Raw genomic sequence first — 16,790 nt, 5'->3', positions numbered from 1 at the left:
GGCATCGGCATGGGCGTGACGTTCCTTGTACGAAACTCGAACCCGGTCGTGGCCAGCCACCAGGTGCACGGCTTCAAGGTGCTGCCGGGCCTGACCTACATCGACCTGATCTATCAGTTCTTCCGGCGCAGCGGCCATCATTTCGCCGAACTCGAGCTGCGCCACCTGGCCATCCACCAGCCCATGGTGTTGCCGGGAAACGACGACATCCTCGTCGAGATCCAGGCCCCGGAGATCCGTCCCGGCGTATGGCGGGTGCTGGTCGAGGGCACGCGACAGCAGGACGGCCGGCCGGTTGCGGAAAAGGCGTGCTACGCGATGGCGGAGATGCATCGCTGCGAGGTGCGTTTCGACCCAGGTGAACACCAGGCCGAACCGCCCGTGCCGCAGGGACGGCTGGATTCGGACGACATCTACGCCACGTTCCGCCCACGTGGGCTGGTCCACAGCGGTTTCATGCAGGTGCGTGGCGTGGGCTTCTCGACGCCGACCCATGCGTTCGCCGACGTGGGCTTGAGCGAAGAGGCGAAAGACAGCAACACGCAGTACATGTTCCATCCGGCCCTGCTCGACGGTGGCGTCACCTGCGCGTCGGGCATGTTGCCCGGCTCAGACATCGACGACGGTTCGCCGGGTGGCGGCCTGTACATTCCCCTTTCCTATGACGGCTTCCGGGCCACGTCGCTGGTCCGCGGACGCTGCATCGCGCGCATCGATCATTCGACGTTGCGGCGGCGAAACGACCTGTTCCTGGTCACCATCGATTTCCTCGACGAGGGTGGTCGCAAGGTCGCCGAACTGCGCAACCTGGCACTGAAGGCCTTGCGTCGCCAGGACGCCATCAGCGAGGCATCCGGTCGGTCCACCGGGGAGGCCCCCCCCATCGTCAGCCTGGCCAGCGGCACCCGCGTTCCGAAGCCGCCGGCTCCCGCGGGGAAATCGCCGGCGGCGGCCGAAACGGCCAACGACGCTCCGACATCGCTGCGCGCGCTGATCGCGGGCGGCATCGCCGACCGTCTAGGGGTGTCGCCGGCCGACATCGATCCATCCGTCGGCTACTACGAGATGGGCCTGGATTCGGTTGGCCTGCTTCACCTTGTGAAGCTCCTCGAGGAGCGTTTCGGGATGTCGTTGTCCCCGACGCTGCTGTTCGAATACACCACGATCGACGAACTCACCGATCATCTCGTGGAGCGCTACGGCGACGTGCTCGCGTGCGTTCCGGCCCAGGCGTCGACGCCGGTCCCGGTCACGGGGTCGGAGATCGAATCCTGTGTGCCAGCGCGGGAACCGGCGCGAGACGAGCCCATCGCCATCATCGGCATGGCGGGCCGCTTCCCGCTGGCGAAGGACATCGGCGAACTCTGGCGAAACCTGAAAGCCGGCAAGGACTGCATCGTCGAGGTGCCTGCGGAGCGATGGGATTGGCATCTTTTCGACGGCATCGAGGCGATCGCCGGAAGGGAGGTGTCACGCTGGGGTGGATTCGTCGCCGACGTCGATCGGTTCGACGCCCGGTTCTTCCGCGTCACGCCTCGCGCGGCAGAAGCGATCGACCCACAGGAGCGCCTGTTCCTCGAAGTGTCCTGGGAAGCGGTCGAGGACGCGGGATACACCCCGCGCAACCTCGTGCCCCCGCACGGCGCGGGCCAGCGCCGGCCGGTCGGCGTGTTCGCCGGCGTCATGCACAAGGATTACCTGCTATGGCAGGCGCAGCGCCTGTTCGACGGGCAATTGCAATCGCTGGCCATGTCCAACGCACCGATCGCCAACCGGGTGTCGTATTTCTGTAATTTCCACGGCCCCAGTGTCGTCGTCGACACGTTGTGCTCCTCGTCGCTGACGGCGGTGCACATGGCCACGCAGAGTCTTCGCCAGGGCGAATGCCAGGTTGCGCTGGCCGGCGGCGTGAACCTCTCGCTGCATCCAGGCAAATACCTCACCTTCGCCTTGCTCGGCATGCATTCCAGCGACGGCCGTTGCCGCACCTTCGGCGAGGGCGGCGACGGCTACGTGGCCGGCGAAGGCGTAGGTGTCGTGGTGCTGAAGCCCCTGGCGCGAGCCATCGAAGACAACGACCACGTCTACGCCGTGATACGCGGTAGTTCGGTCAACCACGTAGGCGCGGTGAGCGGCATCTCCGTGCCGAGCCCGGTGGCCCAGGCCGATCTGATCGCCGACTGCATGGCGAAAGCAGGTGTCGATCCACGCAGCATCAGCTACGTCGAGGCCCACGGTACCGGTACCGCGCTCGGCGATCCGATCGAGATCGAGGGGCTGGGCCGGGCGTTCCGCACCGGTACCGACGCGGTCGGATACTGCGCCATCGGTTCGATCAAGTCGAACATGGGGCATACGGAATCGGCGGCGGGCATCGCCGGCATCATCAAGGTCGCGCTGCAGCTCCACCACGCGACCCTCGTGCCGTCCCTGCACGGCGAGCGCCCCAATCCGCACATCGACTGGGCGACCACCCCGTTTGTCGTGCAGACGTGCACCGCGCCCTGGAACCGACCGCTCGTGGTCGTGAATGGCGAGGAGACGGTCCACCCCCGGCGCGCGGCGGTCAGTTCGTTCGGTGCCGCCGGGTCGAACGCCCACGCGATCCTAGAAGAATACGTCGAGCGCGACGACCCGTTCCGCGTACCGCCGTCCACGCCCGCCATCGTGCCGCTCTCCGCGCAGACGCCGGCGCAGGTGCGCGAGAGCGCGCACCGCCTGCTGGCCTACCTGGCCTACGGTAACGCCGTGGCGACGGGCGACCGCCTGCATCGGCTCGCGCACACATTGCAGCGGGGCAGGGAATCGCATGCCCATCGCGTCGCCTTCGTCGCCGGGGATCTCGATTCGCTCCAGCGCGCGCTGCGGGCCTTTCTCGCGGAGGCGACCGAAGGACACGACGTGTTCGAGGGAGCGGTATCGCCTTCCGGGCGCGGTACCGGCGGAGCGATGTCGTCGCCCGTGGGCATCCGTTCAGCGCTCGCGGAAGGCCGGTACGCCGACGTGGCACGCGCGTGGGTGGCCGGCGACCTGTTGGACTGGAGCGCCGTTTACGCCGATCCCGCGCCCCGCCGACTCCCGCTGCCGACCTATCCGTTCGCCGGCGAGCGCTACTGGGTCGAGGAAAGCGCAGCGGCGGAGCGGCGCGCGTCTTCCACGGCCGGCGGACGACCGGTGCTTCATCCGGTCGTGCACGAGAATACGTCCAGCCTCGACGAACAGCGCTTCACCTCGCGCTTCGACGGCACGGAGTTTTTCTTCCGCGACCACGTTGTGAACGGTGCGCCAGTGCTGCCGGGCGTTGCCTACCTGGAGATGGCCCACGCCGCGCTCGCTCGCGCCATGGGCGACGCGTCGCCGGGACGCTGGCGTCTGCGCAACGCGATCTGGGTACAGCCGATCGTCGCCACGGGCACCGTCGCGGCCGTGCATGTCGGGCTGTATCGCATGCCATCGGGCGAACTCGGTTGCGAGATATTCGCCGGCGAGGGCACGGAGCGGACGATCCACTTCCAGTGCGCCGCCACCCCTTGCGAGGACGCGCCGCCGCGAATCGACATGGATGCGGTTCGCGCAGGCTGCGACGACGAACTGCCGGTGGCGGAGTGCTACGAACTCCTGGAGGCGGGTGGCCTGCGCTACGGCGAATCGTTCCGCAGCATGCGGGGGGTATGGGTAGGGAAGGATGCCGAACAGGCGCCCACCGTGCTCGTCCGCCTCGACCTGCCCGACGCCGCGCGCCCGGAAGCGAACCGGTTCGGCCTGCATCCGTCGATCCTCGACGGCGCGTTGCAGGCCTCTCTCGGCCTGATGCGCGTGCCCGGCGACGTTTCCGCCGCGCCGGCACGGATGACGCCTTACGTACCGTATGCCCTCGACATGCTCGAGGTCTTCGCTGCGTGCCATGGCGCCGCCTACGCAGTGATCCGCAACGGCATCGGGAGCAGCGCCGCTCTGCGCAAGCTCGAGGTGACGCTGTGCGACGACGCGGGCAACGTGCTGGTGCGGATGCGTGGTTTCGCCGCGCGCCGGATGGAAGGCGGCGATCGCGCCGTGGCGCCGGCTGAGCCGGTCACGTTCCATGAGCGCTGGTACGAAGCGCCGACCCCGGACGGTGCGGCGACGCCCGGCCGCATCGTGTGCGTGCACGCGCTGGCGACGTCGCGCGACGTGTTCGATAACGCCGCCACCACCGTGGATTTCCGCCTTCTCCCCGCGGAAACGGCGCCGGCCCCGCAGGACCTGGGCGCAGCGGACGCTCTCGTGGTCCTCTGGGCGGTGGAACGGGCGCCCGCCCCGTCGGACATACCCGCTCTCATTGCGTTTCTGCGCGCTGCGGCGTTGGCCGATCCGCCCCCGTCACGGATCGTGCTGGCCGCCTTGTGCCGCACTCCGATGGAACGCGCGTGCGTGGATGCCTGGATCGCCCTGGTGCCGTCGCTCCGGCGGATCGCTCCCTATGCGCTCCAGATCGTCGGCACCGTGGTGGACGCGCAGGCCGACACGCACGCCGCCATGCGCGGCGCGCTCGACAATGCGTTGCGCGACATGGCCGACCCGGCGGCGGTGAGCGCGTTCCACGAGGACGGCGAGCGCCGCGTGCGGCGAATGGTGCCGACGCCCCGAACGGATACGCGCGCCGTGCTGCGCGATGGCGGCACATATCTCATCACCGGCGGGCTCGGTGGCCTGGGTGGGCACCTCGCCGCGCATCTCGCGCGGCGCTACCGGGCCACGTTACTGCTGGTCGGACGATCGGCGCCCGACGCGGCCGCGCAGGCACGCATGCGCGAATGGGAAGCGCACGGCGCGAGGATCATCCACGCGCGTGCCGACGTCGCCGACGTCGCGTCGTTGCGCGCGGCCATGGATGCCGCGCAGGAAAACGGCAGGCGCATCGACGGCATCTTCCACGCCGCCGGCATCGCCGCTGCCGGAAGCCTGTTCGACAGCGCGCCGGAGGATATCGCACGCGTGCTTGCCCCGAAGGTCGCGGGAACCCTGGTGCTGGAAGAAGCGTTCGCCGGGCATCCGCTCGATTTCATCTGCCACTTTTCTTCGTCGTCGGCGGTATTGGGGGATTTCGGCGCATGCGCCTATGCGGTGGCCAACCGCTTTCAGGCCGCATGCGTTGCCGCCGCGCCGGCGGGCGTACGGCGTATCGCGATCCAGTGGCCCTTGTGGCGCGACGGCGGGCTCGGCATGGGCGATGCCGAAGCGACCGCGTCGTACCTCGCGTCGAGCGGCCAGCGTGCCCTGGAGACGGAGGAGGGCATCGACCTGCTCGAGCGACTTCTCGGCGAAGCGCATGGCGTGCAACTGGTGCTGGCCGGCGACGAGAGCGCCCTGCGCCGCTTGCTGGCGTCGGCGGGCGTAGCGGTGGAAACCCCTTCGGTGCGCCCGGCCATGGAGGCGCAGCCGACGCCGTCGACCGATCCGCTCGCGTCCCGCATGCTGCGCTCGCTTTGCGCGTTGCTCGGCAACGCGGTGAAGCTGCCGCTGGATCGCGTTTCGGCGGACACACCGCTGGACGATTACGGTTTCGATTCGATCCTCGCAATGCAGATGACCAACGAGCTGGAGAAGTCGTTCGGCTCGTTGCCGAAGACGCTGTTCTTCGAGCACCACGACCTCGTATCGCTCAACGGCTACCTGCTGCGCGAACATCGTCCGGCCGTGGCCCGGCTGCTCGGCGTGGCAGCGGACATGCCCGATGCGCATGTGGCGGCCGCCGCGGCGCCGGCGCGCCCGCCACGGTCGGCGCCGTCGATCCTGGGTGGCCATGCCGCGCCCAGGTGTGACGCGATCGAAGACGACATAGCCATCGTCGGGTTCAGCGGACGGTTTCCCCAGGCCGCGGACCTCGACGCGTTCTGGCGCAACCTGCGTGCAGGTACCGACAGCATCACCGGGATACCGCCCGAACGCTGGGATCACGACGCCCGTTTCGACGCGCGCAAGGCCTTTTTCGGCAAGACCTATTGTCGATGGGGCGGTTTCCTGGACGACGTGGATGCCTTCGATCCGCTGTTCTTCAACATGACTCCCGTGGAGGCGCGGTTCACCGATCCCCAGCAGCGCCTCTACCTGGAAACGGTGTGGAACCTGCTGGAGGGAAGCGGCTACACGCGCGATGCGTTGCGCGAGGAACATGCCGGCAATGTGGGCGTCTACGTCGGCTCGATGTACAACCAATACGGCGCGACGAGCGACGACGAGGGCGTCGACGCCCTGGGCACCTCTCCGCAGGCCGCCATCGCCAACCGCGTGTCCTACTTCTTCGGCCTGCAAGGTCCAAGCATCGCCGTGGACACCATGTGCTCGTCGGCATTCGCCGCCATCCACATGGCGTGCACGGACCTGCGCGCGGGCGTGTGCACACTGGCCATCGCCGGGGGAGTGAACCTGTCGCTCCATCCGAAGAAGTACATCACGCTCGGGCAGGCTCAGATGCTCGCCAGCCAGGCCACCGGCCGGAGTTTCGGACAGACGGACGGTTATCTGCCGTCCGAGGCCGTCGGTGCCGTGCTGCTCAAGCCACTGTCCGGCGCCATCGAGGACGCGGACACGATCTTCGGCGTGATCAAGGGATCGGCGTTGAACCATGGCGGCCGAAGCAATGGCTATTCGGTGCCTAATCCGGACGCGCAGGCGGCCGTCATGCGCGAAGCCCTGCGGCAGGCGCGCATCTCGGCGTCGTCGATCGGTTACGTGGAGGCGGCGGCGAACGGCTCGCCCTTGGGCGATGCGATCGAAGTGGCCGCGCTGCGCACGGTCTTCTCCGGGTTGCCTGAGCACGCATGCGCGATAGGCGCGGTGAAATCGAACATCGGCCATGCCGAGGCGGCGTCGGGCATGGCCCAGTTGGCCAAGGTGCTGCTGCAGATGCGCCATGGGGAAAGGGTGCCGACGATCCAGACAGAACCGCCCAATCCCGCGATCGTCCTGGAGGGTTCGCCGTTCCGCCTGCCGCGGGCCGTGGAGCCGTGGCCGCGCGAACGCACGCGGACCGCCCTGATCAATTCGTTCGGCGCGGGCGGTTCGAATGCCTGCCTGGTCGTGTCGGAGTACGAGCAGGTCTCGGCGGACGTCGTTCCGGCCGAACCGTTCGCCGATCGTTACGTGGTGATCGTCTCGGCGCGCGGCGTGGATCGGTTGCATGCCCTCGTACGCGCCCTGGCGGAGGCAGTCGACGCGGATCCGCGCATGAGGATGGGCGACCTCGCCTATACGCTGCAATGCGGCCGTGAGGCGATGCCCCACCGGCTCGCACTGGTGGTGGGCGATCGCGTCACCTTGCGTGCCGCATTCGATGCCTGGCTCGCCGGCGACAAACGGCCGGTGCCCGGCACGACCGTCTTCAGTGGCGGTCCGGCGGAGGCCGCGGACTTCCATTCGTTCACCAGCGGCAGCGCGGGAGACGCGCTGCTGGAGACGTTCCTGCGCGAAGCGGACGCGGAGAAACTGGCCATGTTCTGGGCGCGTGGCGGCAAGGTGCCCTGGGCGCGGCTGCATCCGCGTCGGCGCCGCATCCTCGCGCTGCCGGGTTATCCCTTCGCCAGGGAGCGTCTCTGGTTGCCATCGGCGCCGCAGGCGGTCGTTCCGCCCGCCATTACGCTGCCGGATGCGCCGCGCCGGGTGGAAACGATCGGGTACGACGGACGCCTGGGCGTGCCGGTGCTCCATCCCCTGTTGCAGATGAACAGCTCCGACATCGGCGAGTACCGCTTCAGCAGCACGTTTTCCGGCGACGAACCCTGGGCGGTTCGCGACGAGGTGCGCGGTCTGCGGCTGCTGCCCGACGTGCTGTGCCTGGAAATGCTCCGCGCCGCGGTGGAGCGTGTAGCGGGCCGTCCCGGCGATGCCGTGCGCCTGCTGGACCTGCGCTGGAACGGCCCGGTGGAGATCGCGTCCAGGCCAGTGACCGTGCACGTTGGCATGCGTCTCGCCGCAGCGGGACGACTCGATGTCGAGGTGTATTCGCTGGTACCGGATGATGGCGACGGGACCCGGCGGACGCACCTGCGTGGCACGGCGGTACCGGCGGAAAATTCGTCCGACGAGGGCGGCGACCTCGGTCCCTGGCGCGTTCTCGCCGCGAACCGCATGCCGGCGCCGCAATGGATCGGGATGATGCGGCGCATCGGCCTGGAATTCGGCGAGCCCTACCGGCGGAATGGCGAGGTGGCGCGCGGCGCCGACGAGGACGGCCAGCCCTTTACCGTGGTGGACATCGACGCGTCTCCGGCCGCCACCGAGGTGGATGCCGGCTTTGGCCTGCCGCCTGTGCTGGTGAACATCGCTTTGCAGGCGGCCGCCCTACAGGTCGCACGCCACGGCGACGACGAGCGCACCGTCGTGCTGCCCGCCGCGCTTGCCTGCCGGGAACTGTGGATGGGGGGGCGCGTCGCCGAGGCCCGGACTGCGTGGATACGTCGTGGCGACATGGGCGACGATCGGGCCATCGTGGTGGATATCGACCTGTTCGATGCCGCAGGCATCCGGGTCGGGCGATGCGTCGGCGTTCGCGACGCCGCCTTCGCATCATGCCGCGACGCGGAGCCCGACGGGAGCGCGACCGAGGGATACGAGATCGGGGACACGTCGCTGCTGGCCTTGTCGCACCGCGAGGTAGTGGCACCGCGCAACGAACTGGAGACGACCCTGCTTGACATCTGGCGCGAGGTTCTCGGCTTTTCGTCCATCGGCATCTTCGATCCCTTCCTCGATCTCGGCGGCAGCTCGCTTCTCGCCGCCCGGGTCGTCGCGATGATCGACGAGCATTACCGCGTGACCATCGAGGTGCCCGCCCTTCTGCGGCCGGAAGGGACGATCGTCCGGCTCAGCGAGCTGCTGGTGATGGAACTGGCCAGGCAGGTCGCCGCCGAAAGCGAAGGATGAAGGAAACCCGCATGTCTTCCGAACCCGATAACGTCCCCGACTTGTCGCCCGAACAGTTGCAGGCGCTGGCGGATCGCCTGTTTAGCCAGCGACGTGGTGTGGCCGCTCCCGAGCCTGCGCGCGCGCCGGGCGCGCCCGGGCCCTTGACCTACGCGCAGGAAGCCTTGTGGCTGGTCGAACGGCTCGGTACGCAGGTCGCGGCGTACAACGAGACCGTGGCGCTGCGCATCGACGGTCCGCTCGATGCCGACACGTTGCAGCGGGCGCTGGCGTGGACGGTGGAGCGGCACGATGCGCTTCGCATGCGCATCGTGACCGCTGCGGACGGCACCGCCTCGCAGGTCGCGGAAGCGACGCTTCCGGTGTTCGTCGAATGGGTCGACCTCGAGGATGCCGACGACGAGGCCTGCCTGAAGGCCATACGGCAGCGGGCCGAGCTTGCGTTCGACCTGCGCGTCGCCCCGCTGTTTCGCGCGTCGCTATTGCGGCGGGCCACGGCGTCTCACGTCTTCGTGTGGGTGGTGCACCACATCGTCTGGGACGGCTGGTCGTCGCAGATCTTCGTCGCCGGCCTCATGGAGGCGTATGCGGCGTTCCGGGCCGGACGTTCGCCGCCACACTCTCGCGAGGCGTCGATGAGCTATGCCGATTTCGCAGTGTGGCAGCGCGGTCGCCTCACCGCCGAGGCGTTGCATGCGCAACGCGTGTTCTGGCGAGATTACCTGGACGGCGCTCCTGCGCTGCTGCGCCTCCCCCTCGAGCGCGAACGGCCGGCACGGCGCGATTTCCGCGGCGCCACGCACCGATTCCAGGTCCCTTCGCCGACGCTGGGCCGATTGAACGCCCTGGGGCGCGCGGCGGGCGCTACGCCGTACATGACCCTGCTCGCCGTGTTCCAGGTGTTCCTCGCGCGCCTGTGCGACACGCCGGACGTCGTGATCCGTACGCCATCCTCCGGGCGAACGCATCCCCGGATCGGCGGCGTCATCGGTCTGTTCGTCAACCTGCTCGCCCTGCGTACGAGGGTCGAGGCGGGATCGTCGTTCAATGCCCACCTCGACCGCGTGCGCGAACGCGCGCTCGCGGCGTTCAGTCACCAGGATTTTCCCTACGAATGGCTGGTCGCCGAGCGCGTGGGCCGGCGCGATCTGTCCCACGAACCCATCGCGCAGGTCGATTTCGTATTGCGGGACGCGCAGCGCGACGGCGATAGCGTGGCGGGGCTGAAGATCGGCCCGGTGCACGGTACGCCATCCGGCGCGATCAACGATCTCACCCTGATCGCGCAGCCCACGATAGGCGGCCTCGATTGCGAATTCGTCTACGCCACCGGGCTGTTCGACGCCGAAGTCATCCAGGCCTTTGCGGAGCGTTTCCTTCGGGTCGCCCGCTTCGTGGCCGAGGCGCCGGACGCACCGCTGGACCGCATCGACATGCGCCTGTCGTCCGGCGCCTCCGGAAGGCGCTATCCGCTGACCGCCATCCAGCGCCTTCGCTGGATGGGTTACCGACGGCAGGGAGGGCAGGGACTCGCTGCGCTCCGGGTCGTCGCGCCAGTGCCGGCCGATGTCGATCCCTCATCGCTGGAGCGGGCCGTGAACGCCGTCGCGGAAACCACGGCCGCCTTGCGCCTGGCCTTCGGCGGCAGTGCGCGTGAGGGCGCCTGGCAGGCGGTCCTGCCGGCGGCGCGCGTCGAGGTGCGGGTGAGCGATAGCGACGTCACCGACGTCGCGTCCGACGCATTGGCCATGCCGGCGATGGCCTGCCTGCTCGTGCTTCGGCCGGGCCACGCGTCCGAGTTGCATGTTCGATTTCACCCCCTGGCGGTGGACGAGACGCAGGCCGTGGCGATCGTGCGACGTTGCCTGGCGGCGAGCCGGGAGCCCGAGGGTGCGCCGGACGTGGATGCCTTGTCCGACGAGGCGATGCTTGTCGCCGATCTGCACGCGTCGCGCGAGGCAGCCTATGCACCCCGTATCGCGGAGGTTCCGCACTCATGGCATGCCGACGTCTTGGAAGCCATCCCGGTGGACCCGTTCCCCGCGCAAGAGGGCTTCGCCAGAGACCACGACGAACGCGAGCGATCCACTCTGGAGCGCCAGCTTTCGCCGCGCCTCGCGGCATACATCGACGCCTGCGCCTCGAGCCTGGGACATCACCCCCACGACCTGCTTTTCGCATGGACCGTGTTGTTTCTGCACCGGATCACCGACGTGCCGGTGCTGCGCGTGGGTGTGGTGCTGCGCCAGGGTGAAGCGGATGCATCGTCGATCCGATTGCCGCGCGAGGCGCTCGTACCGGTGGTGTCCCGGAGGGACGAAACGGAGGACATGGCAAACGCGGTCCGGCGCATCGTCGCGAACCGGTCTGTCGCGTTCGCCGAGTTGGCGGCGGTCGCCTCGATGCAGGCTCGGCTGCCGGAGGAGCAGGGCCCCGGTTTTCGCGTCGTCGTGGATGTGCACGACTCGCCGTCCGCCGGCAGCGCCGTATCATCCGTACGTGGGCCATCGATCATCCGCATCGTGCGGCGCGGTTCCGCCGATGGCCCGGTGGTGCGGTTCGACATGGCCGGTGCATCCGCGTCGTCGTGGGAGCGCGAGGCGCTGCTGGAAGCCTTCGTGCATTTCCTCGACGGCGCGGCACAACAGCGACCGACGGACTCGCCGCGTGCCCTGTCGTTACTCGGCTACGCGGCCCGTGTGCGACTGCTGGAGCGATGCACCGGCGACATCATCGACGCCGCGTGCCTGGTCCCCGTTCACCAGCGTTTCGCCGAGCATGCGCGGCTGACCCCCGATGCCGTCGCACTACGCTCAGATGGCGAGACGCTGAGCTATCGCGAACTCGACGAACGCGCCAATCGGTTCGCCCATTACCTCATCGAGGTAAATGCCGGTGCGCTCGTCGGCCTGTTCTTCGAGCGCTGCAGTGCGCTGGTGGTCGCCATGCTCGGCATCCTCAAGGCCGGCGCTGCCTATCTTCCGCTGGACACCGGTTCGCCCGACGCACGGCTCGGGTACTTCCTGGGCCAGTCCCGGCCCCGTCTCGTCGCGACGGAGGCCCGCCTCCAGACGAGGCTGGCCGCGCTGCGCGGCGACACGCCGACGTGCGTGGTCGACGCAACGGCGTTCGCGGACTTTCCGTCCACCGACCCGGCGGTCGCCGTAGATGGCGCGTCGCAGGCCTACGCCATGTACACGTCCGGATCGACGGGCATGCCCAAGTGCGTGGATATCCCGCACGCCGCGTTGCTCAACCGGCTTCGCTGGATGGAGCATGCCTACGAGATCGGGCCACACGACCGCATTCTGCAAAAGACGCCCTATACCTTCGACGTATCGGTGTGGGAGTTCCTGCTGCCGCTCATGTGCGGCGGGTGCCTGGTGCTCGCGCGTCCCGACGGCCACCGTGACGTCGACCATCTCCATCGGATGCTGCGCGACGAGGGCATCACGGTGGCGCATTTCGTGCCGTCGATGCTGGCCGCCTTCCTCGCTCGCGTGCCTATCGTCGAGGCTCCCGCACTGCGTCATCTCATCTGCAGCGGCGAAGCATTGTCCGCCGATCTCGCCCGTCGCTTCCTGGCCGCGCATGCCACCGCGCGGCTGCACAACCTGTATGGCCCCACGGAGGCGGCGATCGACGTCACCGCGTTCGAATGCGAACGTGGCCACGTGCCCGACCGGGTGCCCATCGGCCGGGCGATCTGGAACACGCGCATGCTCGTACTCGACGACCGGCTCGATCCGACGCCTCCCGGCGTGCCGGGCGAGCTCTACATCGCGGGGACCGGCCTGGCCCGCGGATACCGCTATCGTCCGGATCTCACCGCCGACCGGTTCATCCCCGATCCCCATGCGACCGAACCCGGTCAGCGCATGTATCGCACCGGCGACCTAGCGAGATGCAGCGTCGACGGTACGATCGAATACCTGGGCCGCCGCGACCACCAGGTGAAGTTGCGCGGCGTGAGGATCGAACCAGGCGAGATCGAGGCCACGCTGGCCGCCCATCCGTCGGTGCGCGACGCGGTGGTCGTGGTGAAGGAATACGCGGGCGATCGGCGCCTGGTCGCCTACGTCACAGGGGTGGATGGGGAAACGATCGCGATCGATGCCTTGCGCGACCATCTCAAGGCCCACCTGCCGCCGCACATGGTGCCGACCGCAGTGGTGCGCCTCTCGTCGTGGCCGCTCTCGGCGAACGGCAAGCTCGATCGCGACGCGCTGCCGTTGCCCGAAGGACGGGACGATGGCGAGCCGACCGGAGGCGTTCCCACGGGCGAAACGGAAGAAGCGCTGGCCCGCATCTGGAAAGACGTACTCGCAGTGCATGCCGTCGGTCGTCGCGACAACTTCTTCGAGTTGGGCGGGCATTCGCTGCTCGGCATACGGGTGCTCGCGCGAGTGCATGCGGAGTTCGGCGTCGATCTCCCCTTCGAGACCCTTTTCGAATGCCGGGATCTGAGCGAACTCGCGCAGCGGATCGAAACGATCCGCTGGTCGCGCGAAGCGGCGTCGTCCGCCGGTTCCGAGGTTGCCAAGGAACGGGAGCGGTTCGTACTATAACTCGCGACGAAGCAGGGAGCGTCGCAATCATGGTGGATTGGCAGGATGAGCTCGCGCGCGCCCTCGGGCGCGGCGATCCGGCCGGGATGAAGGCCGCGCTGGAACGCGTGCCGCACGACGTGCTGCGTGAGGGTATCCCGGTGTTCTCACACATGGCCGACGACGCGCTCGGCAAGAACGACCTCGAGCAGGCGCTTATCTACCTCGACCAGCTCGTTGCGATCGAACCCGACGAAGTGCGCTGGCGCGCGGAACGCGCACGGGTCAACGTGCGCCTCGACGAACCCGGCGCGGTGATCGAGGACGCTTCGCGCATCGTCGCGATCGATCCCGATTCCGTCGTGGGACACCGCCTGCTGGCCGATACGTACCACAACGAGCGCGACCGTGCCGCCGCGCTTGCCGCCTATCTGCGCGTGCAGGCGCTCGATCCCGACGACACCGACGTCGCCGAACGCATCGGGTGGCTTCAGGAACAACTGCGCAAGGACGACATCCTGCGACAGGCGCTCGACCCGGAATCGGCAGTGCCGTCCGGCGAGCCCGAACAGCTTCCTTCGATGCCGTTCGATCCCGTCCTGCTGGTCGATCCGACGATTCCCGAATCGATGAACGCCGCCATGGTGGGTGGGCTTCGCCAGCACCTCGTCCGTTACGGCGCGCACCAGGCCTCGCGCAACGCCCTCGCGAGGCTGGACGACGACGGCTGGCTCGGAGCCTGGGATCAGGCGCTGCGATCGACGGCCGGCAAGCGCGTGCTCATGCATGGCAGCGAACTCGGTGTGCTGGCCCTGCGTGCCCTGGCGCACGGCGCGGCGCACGTCACCATCGTGGAGCCTTCCGCTATCGACGCGCGGATCGCTTCCGGTGTGGTGCAGAAGCACCTGCTGGCGGCCTGGCATGCCTCGCACGTCGGCGAGATCGCGAGCTGGAACGACGAGCAGCGGCGCGCGTCGTTCGAAACCTTCGCCGCGCACGTGGACGTGCTGCCCGAGGACGACGCGTCCCTGCAGCCGGCGACTTACGACTGGCTCGTGGTACCCGACATCGACCATACGTTGCTGGGAACGGGCATCGTGCGCATCGCCGAACGCTATCGCCGTCGCGGGGCGCCCGACCTGCGCGTGCTGCCGGGTCGCGCGCGTCTTTTTGCGATGGCGGTACAGTGGAACTATCCGGGGGCCGGCGTCGACATCCGCCCCTTGTCATCCCTTCGCTGGAGTCCCTATCCCCTCGCGGTTTCGTCGTCCGCGGACAGCTGGAGGGCGCTCACCGCGGCGACCGACCTGGGCGACATCGACCTAAACGACTTCGCGCCCGAGGTGCGGACGCGCGAGCTCACGGTGACCGCCGACGGCACGGTCGAGGCGATCCTGTTCTGGTTCTCGATCGAACTGGCCGATGCGCGGCTGGATACCGGCATTGACGGCGGGCTGCGCTGCCTGCGGCCCGCGGCTCACTACATCGATCCCGTCGACGTGGCAGCGGCCGAGTCATTCACGATCCGCGCAGGCATCGAGGCCACGCGCCTGTCGATTGCCACGGTGCCGCCGGCACGAATGCCGCGCACGGCCATGCTGCCGTCGTGGTACGTGCCGATGGTGCTCGACGGCGCCCGCAACCAGGCCTATCACGACGCGCTCGCCTTGCGCCTTTCAGGCGCCGAAGGCACGCGCGTGCTGGACATCGGGGCCGGCTGCGGTCTGCTGTCGGTGATGGCGGCGCAGATGGGCGCGCGCGTGCATGCATGCGAAGTGGATACGCGTCTGGCGCGCATCGCCGGCGAGGTGGCCGCCGCCAACGGGGTGGACGAACGGGTCGATGTGCTCGCCATGGACTGTCGCGCGCTATCCGTGTCGGCATCCTTGCCGGAACGCGCCGAACTGGCGCTGTTCGAACTGTTTGATTGCAGCCTTATCGGCGAGGGAGTACTGCATTTCCTGGCGCATGCGCGGGAGCACCTGCTCGCGGACGGCGCCACCTATCTCCCGATGGCGGGGCGCCTGCGCGCGATGCTCGTCGAGTATCGGCTTGATCGCATACTGGACATCGACGTCAACCTCCTCAATCCCTACCGTTTCACGGCCGAGTTCACCAACGTCGATGCCCGCGAGATCGACTACCGGCCGCTGAGCGAACCGTTCGACGTGTTCGCCTTCGATTTCGCCCGGGCCGAGCCGTCCCCGCAGGAGCAGGAGCTCGACCTCGTCGCGAAGGCCGACGGCATCGCAGGCGCGGTGCTATTCTGGTTCGACCTGGAAATGACGCCCGGACGGTGGCTCTCGAACGAACCCGGTCAGGGTCCGGGCTATCACTGGAAGCAGGGGTTGCAGTTTCTTCCCGAGGTGCGAGTGGCGAAGGACGACGCGTTGCCGCTCACCGCGCGTCACAACGGAAGTTCGCTGATGTTCCGCTGGCGGCAGGACGCCGTGCCGCCTGACGCGTTCTCGGCGCTACCCCGTTTCGATCCGCGCGTGTTCCAGCAGGCGAGCGAGCTGCAGGCCCAGACCGCCGATCTTTTCCAGCACTGCATGTCCGATCCGGCCGAATACCGACGGGTGGCGGAGCTCGCGCAACGCTTCGCGGTCGACCCGGCCGCACATGGCATCGATCCGCGCATCGCGGAACGGTTCGTCGCGAAATTTCTCCCTTCCAGGGATTGAGCGATGGCCGACGCGGACGCCGGGCCGACGGTGCCCATCCTCTACGGTTCGTTGCCATCGCGCACGTTCCGCTGCCTGTGGATGCTCGAAGAGCTGGGTTTGGCGTACGAGTGGGTAGGCGCCAGCGCGGACGACATGAAATCCGACGCGTACCTGGCCCTGAATCCGAATGGACGGATGCCCGTGTTGCGCGATGGCGCGGTGGTGGTCTGGGAGTCGATCGCGATCAATCTCTACCTGGCGATAAAGGCCGGCGGCCCGCTTTGGCCGACGGCGTTGGCGCAGCAGGCGACGGTGCTGCAATGGAGCTTATGGGCCGTGAGCGACGTCGAGCCGCATGTGGTCGCGGCGCTTGCGGACAGCACGGGGAGAGCCGCGGAGCATGCCAAGCGTCTCGCCACGCCGCTGACCGTGCTCGATCGCGCGCTCGCGCGCTCCCGCTTTCTGCTCGGCCCCGCGTTCACCGCGGCGGACGTGAACGTGGCCGGTGTCATCAGTTCGGTCCACGCCACATCGATCGACCTAGCGGCGTTCCCGGACGTGCGCCGCTGGCTGGCGCAATGCATCGGTCGCCCATGGCCGAGCCGATTCTTCACCGCGCCTCCCGGAGCGGCCGCGTCGCCCCCGGGCATGTCGCATCCATCCTCCAGCTGAGTCT

Annotated in this window: 4 protein-coding genes; all 4 read left to right on the top strand. The window is 68.4% G+C overall.

The annotated features are described in order from the left end of the window. The first annotated feature begins 9 nt into the window (after positions 1 to 9). The 4 genes from AC1PMG_RS10655 to AC1PMG_RS10640 are packed head-to-tail and all read left to right on the top strand — an operon-like array spanning position 10 to position 16,786. Positions 10 to 8,901 (top strand): SDR family NAD(P)-dependent oxidoreductase, encoded by an 8,892-nt coding sequence (locus tag AC1PMG_RS10655; RefSeq protein WP_481108867.1) that lies wholly within the window; start codon positions 10 to 12, stop codon positions 8,899 to 8,901. An 11-nt stretch (positions 8,902 to 8,912) separates the two neighbouring features. Next, complete coding sequence (locus tag AC1PMG_RS10650) at positions 8,913 to 13,469, top strand: amino acid adenylation domain-containing protein (RefSeq protein WP_481108866.1); 4,557 nt, start codon at positions 8,913 to 8,915, stop codon at positions 13,467 to 13,469. Positions 13,470 to 13,498: 29 nt separating this feature from the next. After that, positions 13,499 to 16,132 (top strand): 50S ribosomal protein L11 methyltransferase, encoded by a 2,634-nt coding sequence (locus tag AC1PMG_RS10645; protein WP_481108865.1) that lies wholly within the window; start codon positions 13,499 to 13,501, stop codon positions 16,130 to 16,132. Between the two features lie 3 nt (positions 16,133 to 16,135). After that, on the top strand, positions 16,136 to 16,786 hold the full coding sequence (locus AC1PMG_RS10640) for a glutathione S-transferase family protein (protein WP_481108864.1): 651 nt from the start codon (positions 16,136 to 16,138) through the stop codon (positions 16,784 to 16,786). Positions 16,787 to 16,790 lie beyond the last annotated feature (4 nt).

This window comes from Xanthomonas sp. NCPPB 2250, from assembly GCF_056725265.1.
Note: the sequence above shows the minus strand (reverse complement) of the source record. Positions and strands in the feature narration are given on the sequence as shown.